The organism is Pseudomonas amygdali (assembly GCF_002699855.1).
Classification (GTDB): domain Bacteria; phylum Pseudomonadota; class Gammaproteobacteria; order Pseudomonadales; family Pseudomonadaceae; genus Aquipseudomonas; species Aquipseudomonas amygdali.
The window spans coordinates 1-13,207 of record NZ_LKBW01000051.1 but is presented as its reverse complement, the minus strand read 5'-3'; the positions used below and the strand labels follow the sequence as shown (position 1 = coordinate 13,207).

14 protein-coding genes and 3 pseudogenes are annotated in these 13,207 nt (G+C 58.8%); 14 read left to right on the top strand and 3 right to left on the bottom strand.

Annotation, left to right across the window (positions count from 1 at the left end; genetic code table 11):
* Nucleotides 1–59: 59 nt before the first annotated feature.
* Nucleotides 60–584: pseudogene (locus AO277_RS05800) on the top strand (TetR/AcrR family transcriptional regulator); the annotation flags it as partial.
* A 233-nt stretch (nucleotides 585–817) separates the two neighbouring features.
* Here AO277_RS05800 and AO277_RS05795 read toward each other — a convergent pair.
* The 3 genes from AO277_RS05795 to AO277_RS05785 form a co-directional block, all read right to left on the bottom strand.
* The gene (locus AO277_RS05795; RefSeq protein ID WP_010212535.1) at nucleotides 818–1,603 is read right to left on the bottom strand and encodes a phasin family protein; all 786 of its coding nucleotides are present in this window, start codon (nucleotides 1,601–1,603) and stop codon (nucleotides 818–820) included.
* 10 nt (nucleotides 1,604–1,613) lie between these two features.
* Nucleotides 1,614–2,087, bottom strand: a complete 474-nt coding sequence (locus AO277_RS05790) for a phasin family protein (RefSeq protein ID WP_044319691.1) — start codon at nucleotides 2,085–2,087, stop codon at nucleotides 1,614–1,616.
* Nucleotides 2,088–2,185: 98 nt separating this feature from the next.
* Complete coding sequence (locus tag AO277_RS05785; RefSeq protein ID WP_002551636.1) at nucleotides 2,186–2,464, bottom strand: polyhydroxyalkanoic acid system family protein; 279 nt, start codon at nucleotides 2,462–2,464, stop codon at nucleotides 2,186–2,188.
* Nucleotides 2,465–2,607: 143 nt separating this feature from the next.
* On the opposite strand from AO277_RS05785, the gene ubiE reads away from it, so the two are divergent.
* From ubiE to AO277_RS29590, 13 genes and pseudogenes are all read left to right on the top strand, one after another.
* Entirely contained in the window at nucleotides 2,608–3,378 is a 771-nt protein-coding gene (ubiE, locus tag AO277_RS05780) for a bifunctional demethylmenaquinone methyltransferase/2-methoxy-6-polyprenyl-1,4-benzoquinol methylase UbiE (RefSeq protein ID WP_002551635.1), read from the top strand.
* Nucleotides 3,378–4,001, top strand: a complete 624-nt coding sequence (locus AO277_RS05775; RefSeq protein WP_044319690.1) for a ubiquinone biosynthesis accessory factor UbiJ — start codon at nucleotides 3,378–3,380, stop codon at nucleotides 3,999–4,001. Before ubiE ends, AO277_RS05775 begins: the two co-directional genes overlap by 1 nt.
* Complete coding sequence (ubiB, locus tag AO277_RS05770) at nucleotides 3,998–5,617, top strand: ubiquinone biosynthesis regulatory protein kinase UbiB (protein ID WP_004654216.1); 1,620 nt, start codon at nucleotides 3,998–4,000, stop codon at nucleotides 5,615–5,617. Before AO277_RS05775 ends, ubiB begins: the two co-directional genes overlap by 4 nt.
* 67 nt (nucleotides 5,618–5,684) lie before the next feature.
* Entirely contained in the window at nucleotides 5,685–6,077 is a 393-nt protein-coding gene (hisI, locus tag AO277_RS05765; protein ID WP_002551632.1) for a phosphoribosyl-AMP cyclohydrolase, read from the top strand.
* 2 nt (nucleotides 6,078–6,079) lie between these two features.
* Entirely contained in the window at nucleotides 6,080–6,412 is a 333-nt protein-coding gene (locus AO277_RS05760; protein WP_002551631.1) for a phosphoribosyl-ATP diphosphatase, read from the top strand.
* A 44-nt stretch (nucleotides 6,413–6,456) separates the two neighbouring features.
* The gene (locus tag AO277_RS05755) at nucleotides 6,457–6,732 is read left to right on the top strand and encodes a twin-arginine translocase TatA/TatE family subunit (RefSeq protein WP_002551630.1); all 276 of its coding nucleotides are present in this window, start codon (nucleotides 6,457–6,459) and stop codon (nucleotides 6,730–6,732) included.
* A 4-nt stretch (nucleotides 6,733–6,736) separates the two neighbouring features.
* On the top strand, nucleotides 6,737–7,198 hold the full coding sequence (gene tatB / locus AO277_RS05750) for a Sec-independent protein translocase protein TatB (RefSeq protein WP_002551629.1): 462 nt from the start codon (nucleotides 6,737–6,739) through the stop codon (nucleotides 7,196–7,198).
* Entirely contained in the window at nucleotides 7,195–7,995 is an 801-nt protein-coding gene (tatC, locus tag AO277_RS05745) for a twin-arginine translocase subunit TatC (protein WP_002551628.1), read from the top strand. The genes tatB and tatC overlap by 4 nt, the downstream gene beginning before the upstream one ends.
* On the top strand, nucleotides 7,992–8,699 hold the full coding sequence (locus AO277_RS05740; protein WP_002551627.1) for a 16S rRNA (uracil(1498)-N(3))-methyltransferase: 708 nt from the start codon (nucleotides 7,992–7,994) through the stop codon (nucleotides 8,697–8,699). Before tatC ends, AO277_RS05740 begins: the two co-directional genes overlap by 4 nt.
* Before the next feature lie 88 nt (nucleotides 8,700–8,787).
* A pseudogene (locus tag AO277_RS29950) lies at nucleotides 8,788–9,801 on the top strand (methyl-accepting chemotaxis protein); the annotation flags it as partial.
* Nucleotides 9,802–9,840: 39 nt separating this feature from the next.
* Complete coding sequence (locus tag AO277_RS29945) at nucleotides 9,841–10,704, top strand: methyl-accepting chemotaxis protein (RefSeq protein WP_481859734.1); 864 nt, start codon at nucleotides 9,841–9,843, stop codon at nucleotides 10,702–10,704.
* A 118-nt stretch (nucleotides 10,705–10,822) separates the two neighbouring features.
* Nucleotides 10,823–11,992: pseudogene (locus AO277_RS29595) on the top strand (methyl-accepting chemotaxis protein); the annotation flags it as partial.
* Entirely contained in the window at nucleotides 11,975–12,847 is an 873-nt protein-coding gene (locus tag AO277_RS29590; RefSeq protein WP_371411866.1) for a methyl-accepting chemotaxis protein, read from the top strand. The pseudogene AO277_RS29595 and the gene AO277_RS29590, both read left to right, overlap by 18 nt.
* Nucleotides 12,848–13,207: the final 360 nt, after the last annotated feature.

The following is a 13,207-nucleotide window of genomic DNA, read 5'->3' as shown; positions in this document are numbered from 1 at the left end:
TTTGGTCGGCATACATGCACCTCTAGCTACATGTTATGCCCGAACACAAAATTTCTGACAGTCTCGGTATCAGCCCCGGCAATCTGTATTACCACTTTCATGGCAAGGAGCCGTTGATTCTGAGTCTTTTCGAGCGGTTCCAGGCAGAGCTGGCACCCCTGCTCGATCCGCCTTCGGATGCCAGGCTTGAGGCCGAAGACTACTGGATGTTTCTGCACCTGATTGTCGAGCGGTTATCGCACTATCGTTTCCTGTTTCAAGACCTGTCCAACCTCGCCGGAAGGTTGCCAAAGCTGGCCCGCGGCATTCGCAACCTGCTCAACTCGATCAAGAAAACTCTCGCGTCACTGCTGGCCCGTTTGAAATCGCGGGGGCAACTGGTCAGCGAAACCCAAGCGTTGGGGCAACTTGTGGAACAGATCACCATGAACCTGCTGTTTTCGCTGGATTACCAACGCATTCTGGGCCGCGAGGGTGATGTGCGGGTGGTGGTCTACCAGATCATGATGCTCGTGACCCCACACCTGCTGCCCACCTCGAGGCAGGCTGCCGAACAGTTGGCGATGGAGTATCTGGGTAGGTAAACCTGGGCACGATAAGAAAACGCATCGGCAGGCTGAACGCAACCCCTTGTGGGAGCGAGCTTGTTCGCGAAGTCGGTGGTTCAGGCGATACATATTCGCGGAATGTGCAGGCCCCTTCGCGAACAAGTTCGCTCCCACGGCCTCCGGCCAGAAGCATTGGCACAGGCGGTGTTCGGGATATCAAAAAAGCCCGGACTGCTTGGCAGGCCGGGCTTCGATGTTGCAGCTGTCTGTCAGGACTGGCTGGCGGGTGTTGCCGGTGCTGCGCTCGGTGCTGATGCAGCGGGGGCCGAACCGGTTGCCGGAGCCGCCGATGCAGCGGGCTTGGCGGCAGGCTTGGCAGCCGGTTTTCTGGCTGCTGGTTTCTTCGCCGCGGCCGGTTTGGCAACCGTCTTGGCCTTGCTGGCGGTGACAGCAGCGGCCTTGCTGGCTGCATCGACCGGTTTGGCCGCAGCTTTCTTGACTGCTGGCTTGGCCGCTGCGGTTTTCTGCGCCGTTTTATCCGCTGTTTTGGCGACTGTTTTAGCCGCAGCCTTGACCAAAGGTTTTGCCGCAGTTTTCGGTGCAGGTTTAGCCGCAGCAGCACGCGAAGCGACCGGTTTGGCTTTCTCACCCGTCAACAGCTCGATCTGCCGGGTCAGTTGGTCGACCTTGCTGTGCAGCGCCTGAACTTCATTGCGGCTCGGCACGCCCAAACGCGAAATGGCACTGTTCAGGCGCTTGTCGAAGGCCCCTTCCAGCTCATTCCATTTACCCACCGCAAGGTCTTTCACATCACCGACCCGCGATTTCGCGGTCTTGGCGGTGTCCTTGACCTCATCCAACTGCTTCTGCGCCTCGACCTTGGTCTGCTTCTCGGCTTTCTCGCCGTCTTTGACCAGTGTCTCGAAAAGCTTGCTGCCGTCATTGCTTATCTTGGAATAAGCGCCCAGGCCCGCCAGCCAGATCTGGCGAGAGTATTTCTCGACCTCACCAATCCATGAGCTGCCGTCTTTGTCGGTTTTTTTCTTGCCAGCCATCCTGCTCTCCTTATTGTCCAGACTCTGAACGTTCGAATCGTTTCGACCCAGAGCGTTCAAGCTTTTTAGGCACGACACGTTCAAGCAATGCCGTCAGCTCGTCGAGCTTGGCAGAGAGCGTGTCAACATCATGTTTAGACGGGATTGCGATGCGGTTCAAGGCTTTTGCGACGCGACGGTCGAAAGCACTCTCGATTCTGCCGAGTTGCGCCTCGACACGACCTTTGGCGTAAGACACTTCGCCCCTGATCGAGTCGATTTCGCTGTTGGCCGCAAGACGCTTTTCATCGACCGTTTTGACGACTTCCTTTTCGGCCTGCTCGCCAGTCCTGATCAAGTCCCTGACGTACTGTGTGCCTTCCTCGTTGACCCTGGAATAGGCCCCCAGACCGGCCAGCCAGATCTTGCGGGCATACAGCCTGACGTCGGAAAGCGTGGAGGATTGCTGGTCTTGGATGTTTTTCTTCGTGTTCGCTCTGGCCATGGTGCACCTCATGCTCGAAAGTTGAAGGAACCGCCCAGCTATGGGCATAAGCACAACGTTACGGAGAAAAATTAGAATGCTCACCCTAGGGCGAATGCTCAGGCGGCCAGTGCTTTATCCAGGACGCGCTCGACTTCAGTCTTGATGGAGCCGCTCATGGCCGACAGGATGAAGTTCAGCTCGATGTTGATACGGATCAACGCGTCTTCGACTTCAACCTTGCCCTTGGCCCCCTTGCCTTCCAGTTTTACGGTATCGCCTGCCCATTCGTGGGCCAGTCCGTATTTGTCGGAAAGCTTCTCGACCAGTTGCTCGGCCCTCTCGCGAGCCTTTTCCCGGCCCAGTGCGTGCGGGCGTTCAACGGTTATCTTGGCCATGCAGGCTTCCTTGATGATCAGATGAAATGCGGCGCAACTATATACAGCCGCCTGCATCCAAGAAAGCGTTGCCGGTGAGCCTTGTCAAGACAAAGCCGGCCCTGGCGATTAGAATGACCCGCACTCTATTCCGGTGAAGCGATATGAACGATCAGCGCAAAGGCAGCGATGCCGAACCTACGACTCACTTCGGTTACAAAAATGTACCGGAAAGCCAGAAGGCAGAAAAAGTCGCTGAGGTTTTCCATTCGGTTGCAGCCAAGTACGACCTGATGAACGACCTGCTGTCCGGTGGCATGCATCGTCTGTGGAAGCGTTTTGCAATCGAGCTTTCGGGCGTCCGTACCGGCAATCGTGTGCTCGACATTGCGGGCGGCACGGGCGATCTGACTCGCAAGTTCTCTAATCTGGTCGGTCCGACCGGGCAGGTCGTGCTGGCAGACATCAACGCCTCCATGCTCAAGGTCGGCCGTGACCGCCTGCTGGACCTTGGCGTGTCGGGCAACGTCGAGTTTGTCCAGGCCGACGCCGAGAAACTGCCCTTCCCGGACAACCATTTCGACTGCGTGACCATCGCCTTCGGTCTGCGCAACGTGACGCACAAGGAAGACGCTCTGCGTTCCATGCTGCGCGTGCTCAAGCCCGGTGGACGCCTGCTGGTGCTGGAGTTTTCCAAGCCGACCAACAAGCTCATGTCCAAGGCCTATGACGCCTATTCGTTCGCGTTCATGCCGTTGATGGGCAAACTGGTCACCAATGACTCGGAAAGCTACCGCTATCTGGCCGAATCGATCCGCATGCACCCCAACCAGGAAACCCTCAAGTCGATGATGGTCGAAGCCGGTTTTGACCGTGTGACCTACCACAACATGACGGCGGGCGTCGTGGCCTTGCATCGCGGTATCAAACCCTGATGTTGCTTCGGGGGCTGCTCGCCAGTATCGAGCACGGCATCAATCGCGTGTTGCGCCTGGACAGCACCGCGCTACCGCGTATGGCGCGCTTGTCCGGGCATGTCATTGCCTTGGACTGTCGCGATCCGTCCCTGAAAATCTTTATCCTGCCCAGTGACGAAGGTCTGCTGCTGGCCGCAGACTGGGCTGCCGACGCCGACTGCACCTTGCGTGCCCCAGCCTCCAGCCTGCTGCGTCTGGCCCTGAGCACGGACAAGACCGCTGTGCTGCATGGCCCCGACGTCGAGCTGGACGGTGACAGTGGCGTACTGCTGGAACTGGTCGGCATTCTTCAGGATCTGGAACTGGACTGGGAACACGAACTGTCCAACTGGGTCGGCCCGGTGGCCAGTCAGTTGTTCAGCACCCGACTGCGCAACAGTGGACGCTGGACACGTGAAAGTTTCACCAGCCTCAGCCAGAACGCTGCCGACTACCTCAGCGAAGAATCGCGTACGCTGGTGGGTAAGCACGAAGCTGAAGCACGATTCGCCGAACTCGATCAGATCAAACTCGATCTGGACCGTATCGAGGCGCGCTTTGCCCGCCTCGCCCACTCCCTCAATACCAGCGATAACGCATGAAGCTGCTTGCCGTCCGCCGTTTGTTTCGCATTCAACGTGTCGTTATCCGCTATCGCCTTGATGACCTGTTGTTCGCCCTGCCCCTGCCCTGGTGGATGCTCGCGGTGCGTTTCGTGCTGCCCTGGCGCTGGCTGCCGCGGCGTAAATCCGAGCTGAGCCGTGGTGTACGCTTTCGTCTGGCATTGCAGGACCTGGGGCCGATTTTCATCAAGTTCGGGCAACTGCTGTCTACCCGGCGCGACCTGCTGCCCGAAGACATCGCCGACGAACTGATGCTGCTGCAGGACCGCGTGCCGCCGTTCGACCAGCAGGTGGCCATCAATCTCATCGAAGAACAACTGGGCGCACGTATCTGCGACGTCTTCAGTCGCTTCGACGAAACCCCGCTGGCATCTGCTTCGGTCGCCCAGGTGCATGCCGCCTGTTTGAAGACCGGCGAAGAAGTCGTGGTGAAAGTGGTACGCCCAGGCCTCAAGCCGGTTATTGGCCAGGACCTCGCGTGGCTGTTCATCCTTGCCCGCATGGCCGAGCGCGTGTCAGCCGATGCACGCCTGCTGCACCCGGTGCAGGTGGTGATGGATTACGAAAAAACCATCTACGACGAGCTGGACCTGCTGCGTGAAGCCGCCAACTCCAGCCAGTTGCGTCGCAACTTCGAAGGCTCGGACCTGCTCTACGTACCACAAGTCTACTGGGACTGGTGCCGGCCCAAAGTGCTGGTCATGGAGCGTATCTACGGCCTGCAGGTCACCGATATGGCCGGGCTGGCCGACCAGCGTACCGACATGAAACTGCTGGCCGAGCGCGGCGTGGAAATCTTCTTCACCCAGATATTTCGCGACAGTTTCTTCCACGCCGACATGCACCCCGGCAATATTTTCGTCAGCACGGTCAACCCGTGGAGCCCGAAATACATTGCCATCGACTGCGGCATCGTCGGCAGCCTGACGCCGGAAGATCAGGATTATCTGGCCCGTAACCTGTTTGCCTTCTTCAAGCGTGATTATCGTCGGGTTGCGCAGCTGCACATTGATTCGGGCTGGGTGCCGGCAGAAACCAAGCTCAATGAATTCGAAGCTGCAATCCGCACGGTCTGCGAGCCGATTTTCGAGAAGCCGCTCAAGGATATTTCCTTTGGTCAGGTGCTGATGCGCCTGTTTCAAACCGCGCGCCGCTTCAATATGGAAGTCCAGCCGCAATTGGTTCTGCTGCAAAAGACACTGCTCAATATCGAGGGGCTGGGTCGTCAGTTGTACCCTGATCTGGACCTGTGGAGCACCGCGCAGCCTTATCTGGAGCGCTGGATGCGTGAACGGGTCAGCCCGAAAACCCTGTTTGGCAATCTGCAGTCACAGGTCGAGCAACTGCCGCATATAGCGGGCATGACCCGCGATTTACTGGAGCGCATGTCTCGCCCGCACGCTTCGGATCCGCCACGTCCCTGGCACGAGCGCAAGGACGAGCCGGTCCTGCGGCTTATCGGTGCAGCGTTGCTGGTAGGTGGCGCGATACAGGGCTGGGTGATGAGCGAGGCAGCTACGCAGCTACTGACGCTCACCGCCTGGCCAGCGGCGATCATGCTGATTGCCGGGCTGTATCTGATCGTTCGCCGATAGCCAGCAGCGTATGGCGCTGGCACACTGTTCAATCCGCCGGGCATGAAAGTCGGCTGCCGGAGTAGATATGAAAGACTGGCTGGACGAGATTCACTGGAACAGCGACGGTCTGGTGCCTGCAATCGCTCAGGATCACAAGACCGGTCGAGTATTGATGATGGCCTGGATGAACCGCGAAGCCCTGAGCCTGACGGCGTCGGAGAATCGTGCCATCTATTGGTCGCGTTCGCGTGGCAAACTCTGGCGTAAAGGTGAAGAATCAGGTCATGTGCAAAAGCTGCACGAACTGCGCCTGGACTGTGATGCCGATGTCATTATCCTGATGGTCGAGCAGATCGGCGGTATCGCGTGCCACACCGGCCGCGAAAGTTGCTTTTACCGAGTGTACGAAAACTCAGGCTGGAAGACCGTCGACCCGGTTTTGAAAGATCCTGACGCTATTTATTCAGCAGGCCACTGAACATGACTGATACGTTGTCCCGTCTGGCCGAGGTGCTGGAATCACGCAAGGACGCCGCTGCCGACAGTTCCTACGTCGCCAGCCTGTATCACAAGGGCCTGAACAAGATTCTGGAAAAGCTCGGTGAAGAATCGATCGAGACCATTATCGCTGCCAAGGACGCTGCTGTCAGCGGAGATTGCAGCGACGTGATCTATGAAACCGCTGACCTGTGGTTTCATAGCATGGTGATGCTCGCAGCGCTGGGTCAGCACCCACAAGCCGTGCTCGATGAACTGGACCGCCGATTCGGCCTGTCCGGCCACGCGGAAAAAGCCGCTCGCACGGCAGAATAACGCTCACCCCTTTCAAGCTTGAAATCTTTTACGAGGACTGTTTCATGGGTATTTTTGACTGGAAACACTGGATCGTCATCCTGATCGTCGTGGTACTGGTTTTCGGGACCAAGAAACTCAAGGGTCTGGGCAGCGACGTCGGCGAATCGATCAAGGGCTTTCGCAAGGCGATGAATGACGATGACAAGCCAGCAGAACAGCCTGCACCTCAGCCACAGCAGGCACAGGCTGCCCCTCAGGGTTCGCCATTGAATCAGCCGCATACCATCGACGCGCAGGCGCACAAAGTCGACGAGCCGATCCGCAAAGACCAGGTTTAAGCCCATGTTCGGTATCAGCTTCTCTGAACTGCTGCTTGTCGGCCTGGTTGCCTTGCTGGTACTGGGCCCAGAGCGCCTGCCGGGTGCGGCACGCACCGCAGGCTTATGGATCGGCCGGTTGAAGCGCAGCTTCAATGCGATCAAACAGGAAGTTGAACGTGAAATCGGGGCCGACGAAATTCGTCGGCAGCTGCACAACGAGCACATTATTTCGCTGGAAGACGAAGCGCGCAAAATGTTCGCGCAGAATCAGCACCCCGAGACCACCTACGAGCCGGTTAGCCCGCAGCCGGCCTCGGTGCAGCCCGACGCCGCCAACACCGGTCACAACACCCTCGGCCCAGCGGAGCCTGCGGCACCAAAACCCGCGCTGTCGCTGGAGAAAACCGCGAAGCCAGTCGATGCCGATACACCGGTCCCGACGCCTCCCGTCCACGATTCGTCATTGCCACCGCGAGCCCCATGAGCGCTGATACCCCGGAAAACGATCAGCAAATGCCGCTGATCTCGCACCTCACCGAGTTGCGTACACGTCTGTTGCGTTGTGTTGCGGCAGTGTTCCTGATTTTTGCCGGTCTGTTCTACTTCACGCAGAAGATCTACACATTGGTCTCGGCGCCGCTGCGCGTCTATCTGCCTGAAGGCGCGACAATGATCGCCACCGACGTGGCCTCGCCGTTCATCACGCCGTTCAAGCTGACCATGATGGTCGCGCTGTTTCTGTCCATGCCGGTCATCCTGCACCAGATCTGGGGCTTTATCGCGCCGGGCTTGTATAAGCACGAGAAGCGCGTTGCAGTGCCACTGCTGGTGTCGAGCATCATCCTGTTCTACGCAGGCATGGCCTTCGCGTACTTTTTGGTCTTCCCGCTGATTTTCCACTTCTTCGCCAGCGTTACACCGGAAGGCGTGTCGATGATGACCGACATCGCCAGTTATCTGGACTTCGTGATGACGTTGTTCTTCGCCTTTGGCGTGGCCTTCGAAATCCCGGTGGCCGTGGTGCTGCTGGTGTGGATCGGTATTGTCGACGTCAAGTACCTGAAGAAGATCCGTCCTTACGTGATCATCGGCTGCTTCGTGGTCGGCATGATCCTGACGCCGCCGGACATCTTCTCGCAGACGCTGCTGGCAGTACCGATGTGGCTGCTGTTCGAGCTGGGCGTGCTGTGCAGTTCGATGATCAAGAAGCGTGGTGAACATCCGGACGATCAGGCCGAGGACGCTGACAAGCAGGATCAGCCGCCCGCGACCACACCGTGAACCTGCTGTTGCTTGAGGAAGCCGATTTCATTGCGGCTGACCGGGTGGTCCTGCGTGACCGCCGTCTGAAGCACATGCAGGAGGTGCATCGTGCAGAGGTCGGCGACAGTCTGCGCGTCGGCCGCATTAATGGCCTGCTGGGCAATGCCGAACTGCTGCGCCTTGAACCCCATGAGGCAGAGCTGCGTGTCGAACTGCAGAGTGCTCCGCCGACAAAACTGCCGCTTACCCTGCTGCTGGCGTTGCCACGCCCCAAGATGTTACGCCGGGTGTTTCAGACCGTCGCGACCATGGGCGTGCCGAAAGTCATCCTGCTGAACAGCTACCGGGTAGAAAAAAGCTTCTGGCAGACGCCGTTTCTAGAGCCTGAAGCCATCCGCGAGCAACTGATTCTGGGCCTGGAACAGGCGCGCGATTCGGTGCTGCCTGAGATTGTGATCGAAAAGCGCTTCAAGCCTTTCGTTGAAGATCGCTTGCCACAGATCGCGCTCGACACACTGGGCCTGGTTGGCCATCCCGGTGATTTCCCCGCCTGCCCTCGTGCGGTCACAGAGCAAGTCACGCTGGCCATCGGCCCTGAAGGGGGCTGGATACCCTACGAAATCGATCTGTTGCGTCAGTCGGGTTTGCAGCCTGTGCAATTGGGCGAACGTATCCTGCGCGTCGAAACCGCTGTAACGGCCCTTCTCGCCCGCTTGTTCTAAGCTGTCAGTGTCGACTCAATCGCTTCAGTTAACCGATAACTGGCCGATGCAATTGCATACTTAGAGCAAAAGACGTCAAGGAGTGATCATGTCTCGTGGGTTATCCAAAAGCCTCGCCAATGCGAGTGTCAGCCTGAAATTGGCGATCGGCTTTGGCCTGGTGCTGTTGATGACGCTGATGATTTCGGCCACCGGCTGGTTCAGCAATCAGGCTCTGATCGATCGAGGGGACCGTGTTACTGCGATTGCGCAGGTCAATGAGCTGACCCTTCAGTTGCGCATCAACCGTATGAGCTACGAGGCGCTGTACAACGCAGAGACCGCAGCGCAGGTCAGAAGTACGCTCGATCAACTGGACGCCGCGCTGCAAAGCGCCAGGAACCTGCTGCGATCCCCCGAGAACCTGCAATTGCTGGATGCCCAGACTCAGGCCACCCGCGACTATCGCCAGTCGTTTGAGGACATGAGCAAGGCAATCGAAACCCGCGAAGCGAGCCGCAGCCAGATGGGCGAAAACGCCGACAAGGCGGTGGATCAGGCCGACAGGATCGAAGCCGAGCTGCTCAAGGCAGACAACATTCTGGCCTTCAATGGCATCGTCGGCGTCAGCAAGCTGATTCAGCAGGCGCGTTTTCAGGTACGTGGTTACACCTACAGCGGCCGTCCCGATTTCGAAAAGGACGCCAATAAGGCCATCGATGACGCAGTGACCGGAATCAATACGCTGGCTGGCGATATTTCCTCCGATTATTCGCCCATGCTGCAGCAGGCCATTGCCGGGCTGAATGGCTACCGCGCGGCTGTAGGCAAATACCGCGATGCCCAGGCCGCCTCCAAGGCCGCGCTGGAAAAAATGACCACACTGGGCGTCAGCATGCTCGACACCAGCAACGACCTGATCATCCGGCAGAACAAGAGCCGTGACGCAGACAGCGCCAAGTCGGTCACGATGATCGCTGCCGCTACGGCGTTGGCGCTGGTGCTGAGCATTCTCGCGGCGTGGGTCATCACTCGCCAGATCACCACCCCGTTGCAGGAGACCCTCGAAGTAGTGGAGCGGGTGGCTTCGGGCGACCTGAGTCGCAACCTCAAGGTTGATCGCAAGGACGAACTGGGCAAACTGCAGGCCACGATTCAACGTATGACGGTGAGCCTGCGTGAGCTGGTCGGCGGGATTCGCGATGGCGTCACCCAGATCGCCAGCGCGGCGGAAGAGCTGTCAGCGGTCACAGAGCAGACCAGCGCCGGAGTCAACAGCCAGAAGGTCGAAACCGATCAGGTCGCCACCGCCATGCATGAAATGACGGCAACGGTTCAGGAGGTTGCGCGCAACGCCGAGGAAGCCTCGCAAGCAGCAGTGGCGGCAGACCGTCAGGCCCGTGATGGCGAACGAGTGGTCAACGAGGCCATTGCGCAAATCGAACGTCTTGCCTCCTCGGTGGGCAACTCCAGCGAAGCGATGGGCGCGCTGAAACAGGAAAGCGACAAGATCGGCAGCGTGCTGGACGTCATCAAATCGGTCGCCGAACAGACCAACCTGCTGGCCTTGAACGCCGCTATCGAGGCCGCCCGCGCCGGTGAAGCGGGTCGGGGCTTTGCCGTGGTCGCCGATGAAGTGCGCAGCCTGGCGCAGCGCACGCAAAAGTCTACCGAAGAGATCGAAGCGCTGATCGCCCGTCTGCAAAGCGGCACACAGCAGGCCGCAACCGTCATGGACAGCAGCCGGGAACTGAGCACCAATAGCGTTGAGCTGACACGTCGGGCCGGTGGCTCATTGGAAAGCATCACCAAAACCGTCTCGGCGATCCAGGCGATGAATCAGCAGATCGCCGCCGCCGCCGAAGAACAGAGCGCCACCGCCGAAGAGATCAACCGCAGCATCATCAACGTCCGCGATGTGTCCGAACAGACGTCTGCGGCCAGCGAAGAGACCGCGGCGTCCAGTGTCGAACTGGCAAGACTGGGCAACCATCTTCAATTGCTGGTGAGTCGCTTCACCGTCTGACCTGTCAGCACACAGCCCGCGCCAGCACTGAGCGCGGGCTTCTTTTCCCGTAAAAACGTGACACCGTTCACCCCTCCTTCGTGCTCGGAAATATCCTACGACCTTCTCAGGTCACGCAATGAATCACCACGCCGATGCGCTCACAACGCATGTTCTGACTCGCCCGGAACATGCTTTTGTTCGCTCATTGCAGGAGATTCCTATGTTCCGACTGATCAATCACGCGCTCGGCAACATGAACGTCAGATTCAAGCTGTCCCTGGGTTTCGGCCTGGTGCTGTTATTGACGCTGATCATCACACTGACCGGCTGGCATGGTCTGTACACCATGATCGACCGCTCCGAGTCGCTCTCGGACATTGCCCAGCTCAACAGCCTCACCAAAGACCTGCGTGCCGAACGCATCACCGATCGCGTGGAAAAGACGCCAGAAAGCACGGCATTGGTGACAGACAAGCTCAACGAAATGAAAGCCCAGCTCACAACGCTGCACCGACAGAGCCTGGAGACGGAAACCATTACGCTGCTCAACGGACAGTTTGAGACGGTAAGCAGACTCGAGAAAACCTTCGCCGACGTCCGGGCCAACCGTCAGACTCGTAACCAGGTACGCACGCGCCTGGAGCAGACGTCAGAGCAGGCCTTGCAGGCCATCGCACTGGTTGAGAGCGAGGTACTCAAGAGCGTAAGCCAGGAACAGGACAGCACTGAGCGGATGGAGGAATTCACCAACATTTCCCTGCTCAGGCAGCAGGTACAGATCGCTCGCTATCAGGTACAGGCCTACACCTTCACCACTCGCGATGCCGATGAAGCCGCAGCCATTGTCGCCATCGACGAAGCACTCAAGGAAATCGGGCAGATCGGGCAGGATGAGGGCAATGAAAGCCTTCAGGGCCTGGCAGCCGCCACTACAGCCCTTCAGGGCTATCGGGAAAGGCTCAACGAGTTCAAACAGATACAAACCAAAGCCGAGGCGGATCAGGAAGTTATGGAAAGTCTCGGCGAGCAGTTGCTGGACTCGGTCGCCGCGTTGAACCGTCTGCAAACCGCTCAGCGCGACAGTGAAGCAGTCAATTCCAGCACCACCCTGAGCAGTGTTGCAGGCCTGGCGCTGCTGGTCGGGTTGCTGGCCGCTTGGGTCATGACCCGGCAGATCACCGTACCTTTACAGCAGACGCTGCTTGTCGCAGCACGCATCGCTAAGGGTGATCTGAGTCGGGACATGTCAGTGACCCGTCGTGACGAAATGGGTCAGTTACAAGGCAGTATGCAGACCATGACGGTCAGCCTGCGCGAGCTGGTCGGCGGTATCAGCGAGGGCGTATCGCAGATCGCCAGCGCGGCCGAGCAGTTGTCAGCGGTGACCAAGCAGACCTGCATCGGGGTCACCAGTCAGAAAGACGAGACCGACCAGGTGGCCACGGCCATGAATGAAATGGCCGCGACGGTGCAGGAAGTCGCGCGTAATGCTCAGGAGGCTTCCCAGGCCGCGGCTCAGGCGGATCAACAGGCCCGAAGCGGTGACGAGGTTGTCGGGCGGGCTATCAGTCAGATCGAGCAACTGGCTCGCGAGGTGGTGAACTCTACGCAGTCGATGAGCGAACTCAAGCTGGAAAGCAACAAGATCGTCGGCGTTCTTGACGTAATCAAGTCAGTTTCGCAGCAAACCAACCTGCTGGCCCTGAATGCGGCCATCGAAGCAGCTCGCGCTGGTGAAGCCGGGCGCGGCTTCGCGGTGGTCGCAGATGAGGTACGCGGCCTGGCGCAACGCACGCAAAAGTCCACAGAAGAGATCGAGGAATTGATCGCCGCACTGCAAACCGGCACTCAGCAGGTCGCAACCACGCTGTACAACAGCCGCACCCTGACTGACAACACCGTTGAACTGAGCCGCCGCGCGGGAAGCGCGCTGGAGCAGATCACCCGTACGGTGGCGACCATCCAGCACATGAACGAACAGATCGCCACCGCCAGCGAAGAACAAAGCGTGGTTGCCGAACAGATCAACCGTAACGTCATCAGCGTACGCGACATCTCCGAACAGACCGCCGCCAGCGAGCAAACCGCAGCCTCCAGCGTCGAACTCGCCAGATTGGGAACTCACTTGCAGACACTGGTGGGGAAATTCAGGGTGAGTTGAACCAACATTGCACCAGCAGGCGGCCCGGCTAACACTATCGCGCCCATGCTCCGCGTAGACATACCGGTCCGGACGCTCCGCGTCCTCTTGCGACGCAGAGCGTCATGAACTGCATTTCCACGCTGGAGCGTGAGGAACGAGCGTCGTCAGGGATAACACTATCGTGCCCATGCTACGCGTGGGCATGCCGGTCTGGACGCTCTGCGTCCTCTTGCGACGCAGAGCGTCGTGAACTGCATTCCCACGCTGGAGCGTGAGGAACGAGCGTCATCAGGGATAACACTATCGTGCCCATGCTTGGTATGCCCCCCGAAGGTTGGACAATTATCCACTTACGCTGCCTTGGCGGCCTGCATCCTG